Source organism: Paenibacillus sp. R14(2021) (genome assembly GCF_019431355.1).
Lineage (GTDB): Bacteria > Bacillota > Bacilli > Paenibacillales > Paenibacillaceae > Paenibacillus_Z.
The window spans coordinates 5,265,262-5,281,699 of sequence record NZ_CP080269.1 but is presented as its reverse complement, the minus strand read 5'-3'; the positions used below and the strand labels follow the sequence as shown (position 1 = coordinate 5,281,699).

Sequence of the window (16,438 nt, the reverse complement as noted above, 5' to 3'; positions counted from 1 at the left end):
TTATTCTCCGTAAAATTGAATTTCCGCTATGTTCGTATAGCCGTTTGCCGGGCTTACATAACGGATCCAGCGATATGTTCCTGGCTGATCGACTTTGATATCGTTCCATGTTGACAATGGTACCTTGTCGACGGTTGCCAGATCGACAAAACCCTTATCCGGCCCCTCGTTCGAGCCCTGGAACTTACCCCCAAGCATGCGGCCTTCATAATACATTCGCGGATGGAACCGGATATACGTTACGCGGTGCTCGTTCCCCTCGCCGAGGTCAAGCCCGACGTAGCCATCGCTGGCTCCCAGGTAGTCGTAATACGTGCTGACATCACCGTCGAACACTTTATCAAACGTGCTGTTCGGATCATAGACGGGTTCCAGCCCGTATGCTTCTCCGAGAAGAGGCGTTCCCGGAATCTCCTGCGGAATACCGTCCACTTCGACCACGATAACGGAATCGAATGCGTCCGGCGCTTCCAGCGGGATTTCGATTACCGTCTCTTTGCCATTCACCCGGTAAGCGTAGGGGGAAGACGAATCCGCGATCGGATGGACGCCGTTGATGCCGTTCAACAGAGACGGGATGACCAGCTTGCCGTCATCCGGCCATTGCTGTACATGCAAGAAAAGCTTGCCTGGCTTCGACGTCACAGCGCCCCATGCCGTCTCTTCCTTATAGATGCTTGCCTCGGCGTCATAAATACTATCTCCGCTTGCACCCATCCACTCGCCGATCTGACTCAGAATCGGTGTACTTTCCTCCGGCAGCGTCCCGTCCGGCTTGGGACCAACGCCAAGCAGCAGGTTGCCGCCTTTAGATACGGCTTTGGATAGGACACTTACAGCAGTATCCGCCGTTTTCCACTCACCGTTCTGCTCCACATAACCGAAGCTGCTGCCTAGCGGAATACGGAACTCATTCGGCAATTCCCCGGCTTCGTTATTACCTTCCTCTTCCTCGAAAGTATGGAAGTCACCGTAGCTGCTGCCAATTCCACTGCTTACGATAATGCCCGATTTCAAGGTGCGCACATAGGTGTACAGCGCCTTGGCGTCCTCCGCTGTCCACCACTCGCTGTCCGAGCCGTCGAACCAAATCAGGTCGGGATTCGCACCTTCGATCAATTCGCGCAGCTGCTCTTTCATTTCCGACACGTATAATGCCTTCGCGCCTTCTTCCATCGTCGTCGTACCGTCGGCATTACGCGTTTGCGCAGGATGGAACCAGTCGGAGATCGAGTAATAGATGCCGAATTTCACCCCCTGCTCCTTTGCTGCAGCCGCAAGTGCGGCAACCGGATCTTCATTGTTCTTCTTGCGGCCGTATTCACTCGTCTTCATCATGCTGAAATCCCGGAAATCGTTGACCGTCGTATCGTACATGCTGAAGCCGTCGCGATCCTTCGCGGTGACGACGATATACTTCTCACCTGCTTCTTTGGCTGCAGCAACCCAAGCTTTCGCGTTGAACCCGGACGGGTTGAACGGCTTCGCTGCCTGCTTCAAATAATCTTCCTTCGGGATATTCGCCCAGTTCATGATCAGCTCTCCCGGCCCCTGTGCCGGGGTCTGTCCGTTATACGAGCCAGCCAGCTGCGTGAACGCTCCGAAACGGTACATGCCGCCGAACCGGGCATTCGTAAACCATTGCGTACGCAGCTCCTTCGCCTCTGCCGACTCGTTGTCCGGGTTCGTGCCAAAGGTAAACCAGTTCAACTGCAGCCTGGTAGCGGACGGGAACACCAGATAGACGTCATGAACACCGGATACGTACGAAATAGCCGCATATTGCTCCTTGAATAGATGATCACTGCCGGTCGGATTCGGCTTAAGAACGCCGATCCGGCGGCCATCCTCCGCATCGAGCCGGATTTCAACAGGCTGACCTTCTGACGCAGCATTGTCAAGCGCGGCCATGGCCATAAACGTATCGTAGACGCCGCCGCCGAAATCGATGTGATCATATTTCAGCCAATTTCCTGCCTTCATGCCCCCAATTGACGAATTGTCGGGAGCAAGATCTTTAGAGACTTTCATGCTGCCTTTCTTCTTGCTGAACAAATGTGCCTGAATCGCGTCATTCGCGGAAGCGAAGTCATTCGGTTCTGCCGTATAGAACTCCACCTCCGCCATATTGGTGTAGCCGTTGTCCGGTCCGACATACCTCAGCCACCGGTATGGCGTTTCATCGGTTACCGGCACCTCCGTCCAGCCGTTATCTGCCGTCCACTTGATGGTAAACAGATCGACGAAGCCTTTGTCCGGCCCTTCATTCGAGCCTTGGAACTTGCCGTATGTCACGCGGGCCGTATAGTTGAGCCTTGGCAGAAAGCGAATTTTGTTCACCTTCTTGGCGTTGCCGGCGCCCATATCGATCCCCGCGTAGCCGCCGTTTGGAAGGTTGTAATCGAAATAGGTGGAAGAGCTGCCATCGAACATGCTGGCGTAACCGCTGGCGTCATCGTAGGAGGGTGACGTTCCATACGGCGTACCCGTCAATTTCTCGCCGCCGTGCGGCGCGTATTCCGGCACGCCCGGCGCCGTACCGATCCGGTCCACGCGAGATTCGAATTCGGCTGTCGTCTCGGACAACGGTCCTCCCCAGATCCGTTCGGCCATTGCCTCCCTCGTTCTGCGGTTGAACCATTCGAAGTAATCGTCTGCCGGCTGCGGCCGGGCTGCACTCGCAAAGCCCCCTGTCCAGTTCGACATGCTGAAGCCGAGCAGCTTCGGATCCTGCGGAACGGTCCACGTTTTATACACGCGGTTCGAGTCCATCGGATAGCCAGGCGGGTCCGTAGGCCCGGTATAGAGCACGACCTCATCGGAGTTGACCACGTCATATCCTTGGGCCGTGTATTTAAGAGGATCTCCGCGCCATGCCTCGACAATGATGTCTTTCGAAGGCGAAATCGTCGGCGTTTGGTCGATATCCCACCAGTTCCAAATCATCGTTCGTTTGCCGAAGGATTTGACCCACTCGTTCATCTCGTTCGTAAAATCGACAAAGACATCTGCCGTCGATCCGAATCCATGATCGTCTCTGTATTGCACGATATCCGAGCAGCTTTCCTGGGATGTTTGAGTCGCATACTCATCCGTGCCGATATGGAAGATCGGACCGTCAAACCACTGGATAAACTCGGCCAGCATGTCTTTGACCCACTGGCGGTTTTGTTCTTTCGTAATGTCGATCAACCCGTAAGCGTTCTTCAATCCAGCGCACGTAAAGCGCAAATTCTTGTTAAATTCGGTCATCACGGGCGCATGGGCCGGTACATCGATCTCCGGAATAATGTTGATGTGGTATTTCTTGGCCAGATCCTCCATGTGGCGGATCTGCTCCTTGGTGTAGGAGGCGTCATTATCCGCCAGCCCCGGATATTTGTCGCTGTTCAGGCGGAAGCCGCCGCCGTCAGTTGGCCAGCCGTCCGTTAAATGCAAGTGAAGCGTATTCATCTTGTGCCATGCGATCTGGCGAATCATGTCTTCAATATATTCCTGTGTCGCAAACGTATGCCCCGAATCGATCATGAACGAACGGAACGATGCATCCGGATAATCGGAAGCAGTGCCTCGAGGCAGAACCCCGTGTGCTGGGTCTTGCTTCAGAATTTGGAGTATCGTTTGCAGCCCGTAGAAGATGCCCGTGTCGGTTTTGCCCCGGATCGTCACCGTGTCGGCAATTTCAAGCGTGTAGCCTTCTTCCTTCGTCAGCGAGGCGTCCAGCGTTAGGAATACGTCGCCTTTTTTCGGCTTACCCGAGACGTCCACCGCAAGCCTTGTTCCTGACAGCGTTGCATAGTCCTCAGCGAAAACTTCCGCATCGTCCTTCAGCTCGCCTGCTGCGTTAGGATCGACGATGATCATGGATTTCGCCCCTAACGAGAACGCGCCCGTCCCCCCCATCCATTCCCGCATCGAAGGCACGACGCTCGGAGCCGGATTTATACCGGTTGATGAAATCTCCGCACTTTCCAGTCCTCCTTCCACCGCAGAAGCTTGAGACCGAGTCGGAACCGGTATCAGGCATAGCGATAAAGCGAACAGGGAGATGAAGCTCTTGCGCGCAAGCGCCTTACTTTTCCTATCGATCGGACTGACAATGCTGCTTCTGAACGAATTCCACATGGTTTCCCCTCCACAAGATCAGAATGCGATGCCTATTCACTTTCACTCTTTTACAGAGCCGAGCATAATGCCGTGGATAAAATATTTTTGCAGAAAAGGATAGACAACCAGAATCGGCAGCATGGAAATGACGATCTTCGACGCATTCAGCGTCTTGTTGGACAGCTTGCTGATCATTTCGAGCTTGTTCGGATCGCCGGTTAAGTCCTGCATATTGACCTGTACGACCAGCTGCTGAATATACGTCTGCAGCGGGTACTTATCGACGCTGCGCATGTAGATCATCCCATCGAAAAACGCGTTCCAATGGCTCACGACGCTGAACAAGGTCACGGTAGCGATCGCCGGCATCGAGAGCGGCAGGAACACCTTAACCAGCATGTACCACGGACCGGCCCCATCGATCTCGCCCGCTTCACCGAGCTCCTTCGGGATGCTGCGGAAAAAATTGAGCAGCAGCAGCACGTTGAACACCGGCACCGCCGTCGGCAGGACAAGCGACCAGATCGAGTTAAACAGCCCCAGCTCCTTGACGACGATATAGAGCGGAATCGTCCCCCCGCTGAAGAGCATCGTAAACACGAGAAACCACATATAGACAGAGCGGAACCGGAACTCCCGATTTTCCTTCGACAACGGGTATGCCATCAGCACCGTCACGGCGAAATTGATCGCGCCTCCGAAGAGCACCCGCTTGATGGAAATCCAGAATGCACCCAGAAATGTCGGGTCGCCCAATATCGTTTTGTATGAAATGATGGTGAAATCGATCGGCCAGAACGTAATCCTTCCGGCGGATGCCGCTGCCTTGTCGCTGAACGATACGGCGACCGTATACCAGATCGGAGCGAGCGACAGGAGCGCAATGCAGGCCATCACCGTATATAACACCCCGGTTGAAACGGTACTTCCGACCGTTCTGCTGCGAATCATAAATAACCACTTCCCCTAATCAAAATCAAAAAATGCGATAGTTCGCGAAGCGGCTGGCAAGATGATACGACATCATGATCAGCACGAAGGCGATTGCCGATTTCAACAAGCCGACCGCCGTGGCGAGACCGTATTGGCCGTCCAGAATGCCGGCCCTGTAAACGTACGTGTCGATAACGTCGCCCGATTCATAGACGAGCGGACTATACATGTTCAGAATCTGATCGAAGCCCGCATTCAGCACGTTGCCGATGGCAAGCGTCGCGAGCAGAACGATCGTAGGGCGAAGCGACGGGAGCGTCACATGCCAGATTTGCTGAATCCGCGTTGCGCCATCCATCTCGGCCGCTTCGAACAGCGATGGATTGACTCCGGCAAGCGCAGCCAAATAAATAATCGCGTTAAAACCGAATTCCTTCCATACATCAGTTGAAATAATGATAGAAGGAAACCACTTGTTGCTTACCAAGAACATGACCGGCTCGTATCCGAGCGCCGTGGCTAATCGGTTGACAGGACCATCCAGCAGCAGTAAATCGCTGATGACACCGGCTAGAATGACCCAGGACAAAAAGTGCGGCAAATAGACGATGGTCTGTATGATCCGTTTGAACTTCTGCTTGCGCAGCTCGTTCAGCATAATGGCAAACACGAGCGGTATAACAAGGTTCGCCGCGATCTTGGAAGTCGCCAGAATGAGCGTATTGATGAATATGCGTTTGCTGTCCGGGAGCTCGAACATGTACTTGAAGTTGTCGAGTCCAACCCATGGAGACTTCCATATGCCAAGGCCGATCTTGAAATCCTGGAAGGCAATGAGCGCCCCGAACATCGGGATGATACTAAATAGGATGAGCAGCGCAATGCCTGGAATGAGCATGACGTGATAGTGTTTCTGGATGGAACGATAGCGCAAGCTAGCCCCCCTCCTTTCCCCTTAAAATGCGTCAAAGCAGCGCTCCTTGCATTTAGGAGGCGCCGCTTTGACGTTCGGCACCACGGTTATTTGCTTAATTCCGCTTCGATTTCTTGCGTGATTTCATCGCCGCCCTGCGCCTTCCAATCGGCAACGTATTGGTCGAACGCCTCGATCGGCTTCTCTCCAAGGACAATCTGGAAAAACGTTTCGTCCTCGAGCTTCTGCAGGTTGGACCATTTTTTATCCATCGCCGGAGTCGTTGCAGTAAAAGCAGGATCGACAGCGTTCTCATCTGCTTTCTGCGGAATGGCCCCCGCTCCGTAAATATACGAGTATGGAGCGCCCCAATCGGCTGGATCGGGATGACCTTTCGATGCAAGCACCCGCTGCCATCGTTCGTAATGACCCTTCATCTCCGGCGTCAGCTTGTCTTGGGAAATTTCGCCTTTCAACGCTTTCGTGATCATGTCATGCTTCTGCGACACGGTATCGATGTAATCGATGTTGAGCGATAGTGGAAGGACGGAGACATAAAGCGTATGGTCGATTTTCTTGTCCTCCTCGGTTGGCGATTTGCCAAAGCGCGTCTGGAAGTTCAAATATTTCACAAGCGCTTCCGGATGCTTGAAGCCTTTCTTCACGACGAGAAATCCGTTGCTCGTTGCGATGTGCGTTACATTGACCTTACCGTTAACGCCAGGAATCGCATAAGCTTTCCAGTCTGCTTCCGGATGGGACTTCATCATATCTGCCAGGGAGAACGGCACCCACCACGCTTGGAAGAATACGCCGACTTTCCCGTCCTTGACCGGTTCCATCGGATCTTTACGCACCGCGAACTCCTTGTCGACGAGACCGTTCTTATAAAGCTCCTGCGCCTTCAATAGCGCCTTCTTCGCTTCCGGCGTCGTCGAGCCATATACGAGCTTGCCGGAGTCGTTCTTGTACCAAGTGCCCGGATGGGCATTGTAATAGTTGAAGATGGCCCTGAAATCATTGCCGTACCATTGCGTGATCGAGGTATTATTGCCCGTCAATCCGATCGTATCGGGTTTGCCGTTTCCATCAGGATCCCGTTCGATAAATGCTTTGGTGATCGCTTCTACGTCCTCAAGCGTCTTCGGCTCGGGGAGACCGAGCTTATCGAGCCAATCCTTGCGCATCCATGTCAGGACGTAAGTATCGGCTTGCGGAACGATGTTCGGAAGCGCCATGAGTTTACCGCCGATCGTAGCTTGCTGCAGCGCACGTCCGTCCGTCGAATTATAGTACGCTTTGAGCTGGTCGGACCCGAATTTGCTGTATACCTCACTCAAGTCCTCAAGCTGTCCCCCTTCGGCCATTGCCCGGTACTGCTTCTCGTCGACAACCATCGCATCGGGCAGGTCGTTGCTCGCGATCGACAGCTTCGACTTCTGGTCATAATCCGTATTGGAGGCATACCAGAGCAGCTTGAAATGAATGTTGGTCTGCTCGGCAATGTAGCGGGTAAATACGTTATTCTCGACCGTATCCCCCTCCGGCAGCTTCAAATCCGGATTTACCCTCAGCACGAAGGATACATCCGTCGCTTCCGGCATTTTGTACGGATCGGTATCCGCCGCTGCGCCTTTGTCGGTATCCGTCGCCGCATCTTTGTCGGTAACCGCCGCCGCGTCCTTGTTGCTCGTCTGTACGTTTCCCTTACCTTCATTCCCGTTGCTGCCGTTTGCCGTCTCGTTACTGTTCGAACATGCGGACAAAATGAGTGCGCATGCAAGCAGAAACAGCAGGCTCTTCCGTTTCTTCATTCAAAGCCCTCCCTATCTATTTACGAATTCGAAATATTTCGTAGCTTCATCATAAAGCATCATGCATCATGCAAAGTCACAGATAGACCTGCAAATCGTATACGAACGTCTCCAGTTGCTCCTCGTTAATAGACTAAATTTCACTTTAGTAGACAATTGGAGACTTTTCAGATAGAGGCGTTCGTCCATGCACGCGCAACTTACACCCCGATAACAATACAGCCTGGCGCATCAATGGACGCGCCAGGCTGTTTGCTATTCGTTGATTTCCATAATATTCACTTGAAACAGAGAAGCCGGAGCGCTCTGGGAGCTGTGCGAGTTGCGGAATTCGCGCGGCAGCATGCCCGTCAGCATGCGAAAAACTTTAAAAAAATATTTTTCATTCGGAAATCCAGATTGTACAGCAATCCACTGTACCGGCTTGTTCGTACGAACCAGCAGCTCCTTCGAGTGCTCGATGCGGGTCTCTCTTACGAAATCGTTAAATGTCTTCCCCGCGACATCGCGAAAGCAACGGCTGAAGTAGCTGCGGCTCATGTTCACGCGGCGGGCGACGTCGGTCAAATAAATTTCGTTTTGAAACTCGCTCCGGATGAACGATATAGCATTGCGGATGCATGTCAGCACCTCCTTGGAGTAAGGAGCATCGTCCTCCCCTGCAGCTGCGAGCTTCGGTTCGGACGCTGCTTCCGGGGCCGGTTGAGACTGCTGGGCCTGTTGATCCATCCGGGCCGCAATTCGCTTCAGGATGCCGTCCATCTGCTCATGCTCCAGCTCAACCTTCGTAATGTAATCAATCGCACCTAGCCGGAGCGCCTCTTGGATCAGCTCAAAATCATGGTGAAACGTTAGAACGACCATCGCTGTACGCGGGTAAAGCTCCGTCACCTTTTTCATCAGCTCGATCCCGGACATGACCGGCATCGCCAGATCCGTAATGATCAGATCAACAGGTGCAAGCTCAAGACTGCTCAGCGCCTTCTCCCCATTGTTCGACTCCGCTATGACCTCAAACCCGTGCCTGCTCCACGGCATCATGCCGATAAACCCTCTTCTCACTAGATGATCGTCATCCACCACTAGCACTTTTCTCATCGGCAGCATCTCCTATGATCCGGAGCGGAAGCTCCAGTGTTACGGTCGTATGTTGTCCAAGCTGACTGGCTATCCGGAATGAAGCCTGCTCTTCATATTTCGCCTTCAACATACGGACGACATACTGCAGACCAATCCCCATGCCGAGCTTTCCGTGTCCGTCAGGTTTCCCTTGCATGAGACGCTCTATTTGTTCCTCGCTCATCCCGCGCCCGTTATCCCGCACCGCTATGAGCAGATTGGCCGTCCCATGCTGGATGATTTCCACCTCGATTACGCCATCGCTGTCCAGCCCATGGTGCAAGGCGTTCTCCACAAGCGGCTGCAAAATAAACCTCGGGATACTGACATCGAGGACACGGGAATCCACCTGTACATTCACCTGGAAGCGGACATGGTAACGAACCTCCTGCAGCTGCACATAGTTGCGGACGGCCTCCAGCTCATCATTGATGCTGGCCTCACCGTCTTTGCCCAAATTGTAATGAAGCAGCTTGTTCAACATCGAGATCAGCCTGTCGATTTCAAGCTGACCTTCGCTTCTGGCCATCCACCGGATCGTATCGAGCGTATTTAGGAGGAAATGGGGGTTGATCTGATTCATCAGCTTCTCGACTTCAAGCTCTGCTTTCTGCTTCTCATTGCTGGCGACTTCATCAATCAGCCTCACGATGCGCCCCCGCATATGATCCAGCTCGCTGTGTATGAGATCAAATTCCAGGTTATTCGACCTTCTGACCGGGGCGGTTAGCTTACGATCGTTCACGTCTCGGATATCCAACATTAAATTTCGCAGCGGACGATAGAGAGTACGCCAGAGCAAGCCAGCTAACAAGCAGCTGAGGGCAATGGACACAAAGCCAATGAAGGAATACTGCCCAATCCAGCGGTTAATTTCGAACTTATAGGTTCTCTTATCGATCAACGTGACGACTTTCCAAGACTGATTGCCCGTCTCTTCAAAAGCGTAGTACCCCTTCAGCACGTTATCCTCTCCGGGATCAAGCGCAGGGAATTCATCCCCGACGGAAAAAGCATCCGTCTGCTCGCTGTAAGCGATTCTCCCGTGGTCGTCCACGATCAGATGGATAAATCCCGTGTGAACGTCGTCGCTCCTAAGTATGCTGTCGATCCGCTTATAGCTTGTCTCCATGTATACATAGATGTCGTCTCTTTCATCAAGCTTCACCTGCCGGATCGCAGAGAAGACAAGCCGTCCGTCAAGCAAATTTAGCGATTTGTGAGGACCGTAATAGGTAATCTGATTCGCTTTCATTAATCGGGGAAGGTCGTTAACCGGAACCGACGCATTCACGGAATAATTTTGAAAGTAGCGTCTCCCATCTACGGCAGAATAATAAAAGACAAGCCCCAGATCGGGATTCGTGAAGCCGATCATGCTGATTTCCTTCTCGATCTCCTCCTCCAGTTTCTTCTTCCTGTATGATTCCGCGGTTAAATATTTCTCCATGTTCTGCCCGACTACACCATCGTAGGCCAGCTGCTGAGAGACGTGGTTTAATTGATTCAAGGTATTGTCGAGCGATACTTTTACCTCGTGAAGGTGACTAATAATGCCGGCTTTCGTTTTGTTTTCCAATATGGATTGCATGGAATAGTACGATATGCCGCCGATGAGAATAAGCGGAGTAAGTGCAGTGAGGGGCAAAATGACAAGCAGCCGGTTTCGAAGGGAATACGGCCGCCTCTTATCTGGTTTAACATGTGCCAACTGTCTGATCAAACCGACCTCTCCCTTCCTGGGATGAGCGCAACTTGTATTATAAGTTTAGCGGTTGACCGTATTGCTGTCCATATTCTTCCTGTCCGAGTTGGAATCTGCCGGCAGCTTCCCCTTCCACCAGCGCTGCTGAGTAAAATCCCCTAAAAATGTAAAGAACTTTATTTTTCCTCATCAATTTGGTGAGGTAAAATAAAGTTCTTTGGATCGGCTACAGTAAGTTGGACAAATAAATTGAGGGCGAGTAGAATGAGCAAAACAGACAAGGAGCAAAACTACCATGCAGCAAGCAAGACGCACGTTTACAGCTGAATTTAAGCGTCAGATGGTTCAACTTTACGAAGGCGATAAAGCACGAGGCGACATCGTTCGGGAATACGACTTAACTGCATCCGCTATTGACCGCTGGATCCAACAAAGCGAGCGGTCTGGTTCGTTTTCCGAGAAAGCCAATCGTACCCCCGAAGATTAATCAGCGTGATTCGCAACAATGCTCACAAATACTCAGTATCAGCAATGTGCAGCGTCCTACAAATCCCGAGGAGCTCTAACGCTGCCTAGTATTACTTCAATAGTCCTATTCAGTCTCGAAGATAGACCTACTATAATTTTTTTCCTCCTCGCCGGCTGAACATGTGATCGGAATTACAAGATATGATAACACGTTATTAATTGCGTCTAACCTCTGTTTTCTTTTCTTTGCATATTTTCATAAAGTTTAATTATTTTTTGAATGGAAAATCGCCTTACGGTGTCGTGTCGCAAGGCGATTAAAGTTTTCTAAAACTATTCATTTAAGTGTTTTGTAATGTTTTGTATTCAAAAAAATCTGGATTTTAGCTGTTGTGGCATATACCCTCCACGATACGCTTGCGGCGCCATCTCCACGATAAATGCTTCCGGGTCTATTTCTTGAATCTTGTCAAGCAGACGCACCGCCCACTTACGGCGAATGACAATCATCAGCATTAACCGTTCTTGTTCCTTGCCCAGAACCGTCCATTCAGTAACCCCGATACCACCAAGATCACGAAGTTTTTGAGCTAAATTTGTAGAAATTGATGTGATGATTTGAAGTTGAGTGTATCCTAATGCGAGTCGTTCCTCAATCACACTACCGGCTATGGATCCGATTGCATACCCCAATGCGAAGACAATGATCCTCAGAGGATCGTCAAATTGAGTTACCACCATGCTGAGAGCAACGATATTTAAGGATTGCTCTAAAATACAAATTGCCGCTGACAGGTACTTACTGCCCTTTACGAGAATAATCCATCTAAATGTCATTACAGTTACAAATAGAAATTCAAAAACAAAGATACTGATTAAATCCCAACTCATTAATTCAACCATCCCCTATCAGCTATTTGTAATTCTTTCACGAGCCGAGCATGAAATATTTCTGTAAGCATGGATATAGAATGAGAATGAGCAGCATGGACTACTAAATAAGATTGAGTTGTTTTCCAGCATGATGTAACGCATTCAGCGCAAAATCAAGATCCTCTCGTGTATGCTGAGCTGTAATAATAAAGCGTACACGTCCTTTATCCATCGCCACGGTCGGATAGACAATCCCTTGAGCAAAGACGCCTTCCTGCAGCAGCAAATCAGAGAATTGCATCGTCATCGCAGGATTCCCTACGATAATTGGTATTATCGGTGTCTCACTCATACCGGTATCAAACCCAAGCGCTTGTACTTTTGAACGAAAGTACGTTGCATTTTCCCAAAGTTTTGCGATGAGGTCTCCACTTTGCTGCAGCACTTGAATGGCCGCAAGGCAAGTAGCTGTTACCGCAGGCGTATGGGAGGTGCTGAACAAAAAAGGACGCGCTTTATGGATAAGGTAATCTTTAAGAACTTGATCACAAGCCACGTAGCCCCCGACAGCGCCAATTGCCTTCGAAAGAGTGCCGATCTGGATGTGTACACGTCCATGCAGGCCGAAATGGTCCGTCGAACCTTTCCCGTTCTTACCGAGCACTCCGCTCGCATGGGCATCATCTACGTACACAAACGCATCGTATTTCTCAGCAAGCTCTACTATGGTCGGCAGCGGTGCTATGTCGCCATCCATGCTGAATACACCGTCTGTCACAACAATACGCTTCTGAAACCCAGCGCTAGCTTGTAAGGCTGCTTCCAACTGATCCATGTTTTTATGAGCAAAAACCTTCCGCTGCGCTTTCGTCAATCGAATTCCGTCAATTATACTTGCGTGATTCAACTCGTCACTAATGACGACATCCTCAGGTCCAAGCAGCGATCCTAGAATGCCTTGATTGGCAGTAAAGCCTGATTGAAACACAAGGGCTGCTTCAGTTCCCTTAAATTGCGCAAGCTCAAGCTCAAGTTGATGCTGAATATCAAGCGTCCCTGTAATGGTGCGAACGGAACCGCTACCAACTCCATATTTATCTACAGCCTGGATGGCCGCTTTTTTCATTCCGGGATGATCCGTGAGCCCCAAATAATTGTTAGACGACATTTGCAGAACAGAGCGTCCCTTCAATGTCATCCATGCATTTGAACCGCTTTCCCACACGGTTAGAGGACGATAGCGCCCTTCCTTTTTCAATTGCTCCAATTCCTGCACTAATGTATTCCAATTAGCCATGGATCACACACTCCTTTAATGTTGACAATGCCTCATCTGTGTCATGTAAAAAAACGATTTTTCCACATTGCCCGGATATCATCAGTTCAAATGCTTTTTCATAATCTTTTAGCGAGAAGGTATGGGTAATTAGCGGTTTCAAATCGATACGATCTTGATCTAATAAGCCTTTCAATTGATACCAGGTCTGATACATACGTCGTCCCGTAATCCCTTCCACTCGTAAGCCTTTGAAAATTATATGCCGCGATAAATCAATAGCCACCTCCTGCGTAGGGATACCAAGTAACGATACGCGGGCAGCTGAAGCTGAAGCCTCAAACCCGTCGCGAATGGCATCGGGGTAGCCTGACATTTCTAGCACGACTTCAGCCCCTTCGCCTCTCGTGTAGGAGCGAATCGCATCGACCATGGATTCTTCTCGGCTGTTGATGGTATAGTCTGCGCCCATTTGCTTCGCAAGCGACAACCGATACGCATTCACATCCACAGCTATCACTCCCCCTGCCCCACTCGCTTTGGCAACGGCAACTGCCATTAAACCAATCGGCCCTGTCCCGATAATCACGACGGATTTCCCCACGATGTCGCCTGCCAAAACCGTCTGTACAGCATTTCCGAGAGGATCCTGCAGACAAGCGAGCTCAAAAGGCATGTCTCGTTTATTGATAATGACATTCGACGCCTTAACGACTGCATATTCCGTAAAGCAGCCAGGCGCAGTGATACCGAAGCTTACAGTATTCGGGCATACGTGCGCGTTACCTGTCCGACAAGCCTTACAAACTCCACAAACCATATGTCCTTCTGCGGATACGTGATCTCCAATTTTCACATTGGTCACTTGATTGCCAATCTCTTCGACCACACCAGCGAATTCATGTCCAAATACATTCGGCGTAACGACGACGCTTTCCGCCCATTTATCCCATTTGTAGATATGGACATCAGTCCCACAAATGGAGGTTGCTTTTACCTTTACAAGCACCTCGTCTGGACCACACAGTGGAATCGGTATTTCCCGTAAAACGGCTCCCGGTGCCCGCACCTCTTTAACTAAACCGATCATTGTTCCTTTCATCTATACATACCTCCTTATCAGCAAGACGGTTTATATAATACCCTTTTGTGCGTTATAACGTATACAATATATTATACATATGGATTTGATATTGTACATATGTATTTGAAAATATTTTGAAGCTATGCTAAATTTGCTTTATACTTGATGTACTTTAAAAGAGGAGAAAATCCATGGCTCAGGAACAAATTCATAAAAAAATCGGAAAGAACCTTCAAAATATTCGTAAAGCCAGATCCCTCAGCCTGGATCAGGTCGCAGAGCTGACAGGCGTCAGCAAAGCGATGCTCGGGCAAATAGAGCGCGGCGACTCAAATCCCACCATTTCGATTCTTTGGAAAATCGTGAATGGACTTCATATTTCCTTTACTTCGCTAATTGAGGATAATGTCCCAAAGGTAACCCATATCCGTCTCGATGAGATTGAACCCTTCTTAGAAGCAGATGGAAATTATCGGGCGTTTCCCATCGTTCCCTTTGAACAGAAAAAGCAGTTTGAGATTTATACCGTTGAGATTGATGTCGGATGTACATATGCCTCAGAAGCCCATTATGAAGGCGTCGAGGAATATATATTGATGATCAGCGGTGAGCTTCAACTCCGTATCCAGGATGATGCATACGCATTAAAGGCTGGGGACGCCATCCATTTTTCCGCGGATCAGCCGCATGTCTATGTGAACATTGCTGATGAGAAAACGAAGTTTAACACCATAATTTGTTATCCTCTATAATTTCACTCTAGGATAATGCCCAATAAAAGAGGAGCTGCCATATGGTAAGCTCCTCAAATGTTATTAGTCTTGAAGTAGAAAGCTACTCTCTTCATCTTCGGAGCAAACGACCGTTTATTTATAGGGAAGAGGAGTTGCAAAAAGCAAGCCCCGAGACATTAATAAGTACAAAGGGGCTAAAGAGATAAAGCCAGGCAACATTAGAGTCAAAAAGCGGAAATAACTTTATTGTAATTACATGCTTTGTGCTTTATTTTCACTTTAACGGAATAACCATGTTCCATGTTACACCATCAAATTCCCATGGTTTATTGCCATTTCCTGTTGCGAGAAACAGGTGTGTTGGCTTCCCATCATGGAATAATAGATTAGGTCTCTCCAAATTGCATTGTTGGCCTATTGTCCCATCATCCCACGAAACATTGCGCGTATATGACAATGGATCAGGGTGCACATCCCAATGGATACAATCCTTGCTTGTGGCGTATACCCCAGATCCCCATTCTCCGGTAAGTCCTCCGCTGTCATTTTTATAATCGTCTTTCATCAGAACATGAAACGAACCATCCTCAAACCACAGATAAGGATCCTCAACGTGGAAATCCTCGTTGTCAAACTGGAATATCGGTGAATCACTCAGTCGTTCAAACGGTCCGTCGGGCTGAGGTGCTTTAACAATTCCAAGCTGTAAAGTCGCGTTCGCGTATTCGCGGGATTTGTAAATCATGTAGGTTGTTCCATCCGGCAAAATAGCTGCTGATGGATTCGTCGTAATGGTACAGTCCCAATGCCCAGGTTGCCTTGGCTCCAAAAGCGGTGTATCTCTCCGTTTCCAAGGTCCATAAATGGACTTACTAGTGGCAAGACCAATCCTTTTGCGATTCCAAACCTCGAGCGCTCGAGCTGAGGATACCTTATCACCTACTGAAGGAATGGGACCACCATATGTGGTTCCGAAATAATAAAGATAATAAGTACCATTCCAATATTTTATGGAAGGGTTATGCTGGTTAAGTCCATCAAAGTAAAAGCGATCACGTCGTTCGAGCACGACCTCTTCAAATTGATAGGGACCTTCCGGTGAGTCGCTCACGGCTCTAACAATTTCACAATTAAATAACCAATGCGGATCAAATCCAAGTTCTTTACGCCACCTCGAGGCAAACATGTGATACTTGTTATCTTCGCCTTGTATTACAGAACCACACCAAATGTAATAATCCTCCATGCGAAATCCTCCGTTTTTCGGAGCTAGGGACAGTCTATAAAAGATAGGGTTTTTCATAATAGATCCTCCTCGATTGTAGAAAGTTAGCTGTATATCATAAACCCAGACGTTTACATGATTAAACTGATAACCAACGTCAACGACTTCGCCAAGCATCGCCGTAGTC

12 protein-coding genes are annotated in these 16,438 nt (G+C 49.7%); 2 read left to right on the top strand and 10 right to left on the bottom strand.

Features of this window, described 5'->3' with window-relative positions:
- The 6 genes from KXU80_RS24475 to KXU80_RS24450 form a co-directional block, all read right to left on the bottom strand.
- Positions 1-4,125, bottom strand: a complete 4,125-nt coding sequence (locus KXU80_RS24475) for an alpha-L-fucosidase (protein WP_219835712.1) — start codon at positions 4,123-4,125, stop codon at positions 1-3.
- Positions 4,126-4,167: 42 nt separating this feature from the next.
- Positions 4,168-5,058 (bottom strand): carbohydrate ABC transporter permease, encoded by an 891-nt coding sequence (locus KXU80_RS24470; protein WP_219835711.1) that lies wholly within the window; start codon positions 5,056-5,058, stop codon positions 4,168-4,170.
- A gap of 25 nt (positions 5,059-5,083) precedes the next feature.
- Entirely contained in the window at positions 5,084-5,974 is an 891-nt protein-coding gene (locus KXU80_RS24465) for an ABC transporter permease (protein ID WP_374987723.1), read from the bottom strand.
- A gap of 86 nt (positions 5,975-6,060) precedes the next feature.
- Entirely contained in the window at positions 6,061-7,767 is a 1,707-nt protein-coding gene (locus KXU80_RS24460; RefSeq protein ID WP_219835710.1) for a type 2 periplasmic-binding domain-containing protein, read from the bottom strand.
- A gap of 255 nt (positions 7,768-8,022) precedes the next feature.
- Positions 8,023-8,865, bottom strand: coding sequence for a response regulator transcription factor (locus KXU80_RS24455; protein WP_219835709.1), 843 nt, complete (start codon positions 8,863-8,865; stop codon positions 8,023-8,025).
- Positions 8,840-10,609: a sensor histidine kinase gene (locus KXU80_RS24450; RefSeq protein ID WP_219835708.1), complete on the bottom strand. Its 1,770-nt coding sequence runs from the start codon at positions 10,607-10,609 to the stop codon at positions 8,840-8,842. The genes KXU80_RS24455 and KXU80_RS24450 overlap by 26 nt, the downstream gene beginning before the upstream one ends.
- Before the next feature lie 277 nt (positions 10,610-10,886).
- On the opposite strand from KXU80_RS24450, the gene KXU80_RS24445 reads away from it, so the two are divergent.
- Entirely contained in the window at positions 10,887-11,078 is a 192-nt protein-coding gene (locus KXU80_RS24445) for a transposase (RefSeq protein WP_219835707.1), read from the top strand.
- Positions 11,079-11,425: 347 nt separating this feature from the next.
- On the opposite strand, the gene KXU80_RS24440 is transcribed toward KXU80_RS24445, so the two are convergent.
- The 3 genes from KXU80_RS24440 to tdh all read right to left on the bottom strand — a co-directional run bounded on the left by KXU80_RS24440 (position 11,426) and on the right by tdh (position 14,310).
- Complete coding sequence (locus tag KXU80_RS24440; protein WP_219835706.1) at positions 11,426-11,950, bottom strand: DUF2179 domain-containing protein; 525 nt, start codon at positions 11,948-11,950, stop codon at positions 11,426-11,428.
- Between the two features lie 103 nt (positions 11,951-12,053).
- Complete coding sequence (locus tag KXU80_RS24435; protein ID WP_219835705.1) at positions 12,054-13,229, bottom strand: glycine C-acetyltransferase; 1,176 nt, start codon at positions 13,227-13,229, stop codon at positions 12,054-12,056.
- Entirely contained in the window at positions 13,222-14,310 is a 1,089-nt protein-coding gene (gene tdh / locus KXU80_RS24430) for an L-threonine 3-dehydrogenase (protein ID WP_219835704.1), read from the bottom strand. Before tdh ends, KXU80_RS24435 begins: the two co-directional genes overlap by 8 nt.
- A gap of 173 nt (positions 14,311-14,483) precedes the next feature.
- On the opposite strand from tdh, the gene KXU80_RS24425 reads away from it, so the two are divergent.
- Entirely contained in the window at positions 14,484-15,044 is a 561-nt protein-coding gene (locus tag KXU80_RS24425; RefSeq protein ID WP_219835703.1) for a helix-turn-helix domain-containing protein, read from the top strand.
- A 256-nt stretch (positions 15,045-15,300) separates the two neighbouring features.
- Here the strand turns inward: KXU80_RS24425 and KXU80_RS24420 are convergent, their stop codons facing one another.
- Positions 15,301-16,329 (bottom strand): glycoside hydrolase family protein, encoded by a 1,029-nt coding sequence (locus tag KXU80_RS24420; protein WP_219835702.1) that lies wholly within the window; start codon positions 16,327-16,329, stop codon positions 15,301-15,303.
- Positions 16,330-16,438: the final 109 nt, after the last annotated feature.

Bases quoted from the DNA above. Each gene is read 5' to 3' on its own strand.
- KXU80_RS24455 (WP_219835709.1), bottom strand. From the start codon at position 8,865: ATGAGAAAAGTGCTAGTGGTGGATGACGATCATCTAGTGAGAAGAGGG.
- KXU80_RS24440 (WP_219835706.1), bottom strand. From the start codon at position 11,950: ATGAGTTGGGATTTAATCAGTATCTTTGTTTTTGAATTTCTATTTGTA.
- KXU80_RS24460 (WP_219835710.1), bottom strand. From the start codon at position 7,767: ATGAAGAAACGGAAGAGCCTGCTGTTTCTGCTTGCATGCGCACTCATT.
- KXU80_RS24445 (WP_219835707.1), top strand. From the start codon at position 10,887: ATGCAGCAAGCAAGACGCACGTTTACAGCTGAATTTAAGCGTCAGATG.
- KXU80_RS24435 (WP_219835705.1), bottom strand. From the start codon at position 13,229: ATGGCTAATTGGAATACATTAGTGCAGGAATTGGAGCAATTGAAAAAG.
- KXU80_RS24425 (WP_219835703.1), top strand. From the start codon at position 14,484: ATGGCTCAGGAACAAATTCATAAAAAAATCGGAAAGAACCTTCAAAAT.
- KXU80_RS24470 (WP_219835711.1), bottom strand. From the start codon at position 5,058: ATGATTCGCAGCAGAACGGTCGGAAGTACCGTTTCAACCGGGGTGTTA.
- tdh (WP_219835704.1), bottom strand. From the start codon at position 14,310: ATGAAAGGAACAATGATCGGTTTAGTTAAAGAGGTGCGGGCACCGGGA.
- KXU80_RS24420 (WP_219835702.1), bottom strand. From the start codon at position 16,329: ATGAAAAACCCTATCTTTTATAGACTGTCCCTAGCTCCGAAAAACGGA.
- KXU80_RS24475 (WP_219835712.1), bottom strand. From the start codon at position 4,125: ATGTGGAATTCGTTCAGAAGCAGCATTGTCAGTCCGATCGATAGGAAA.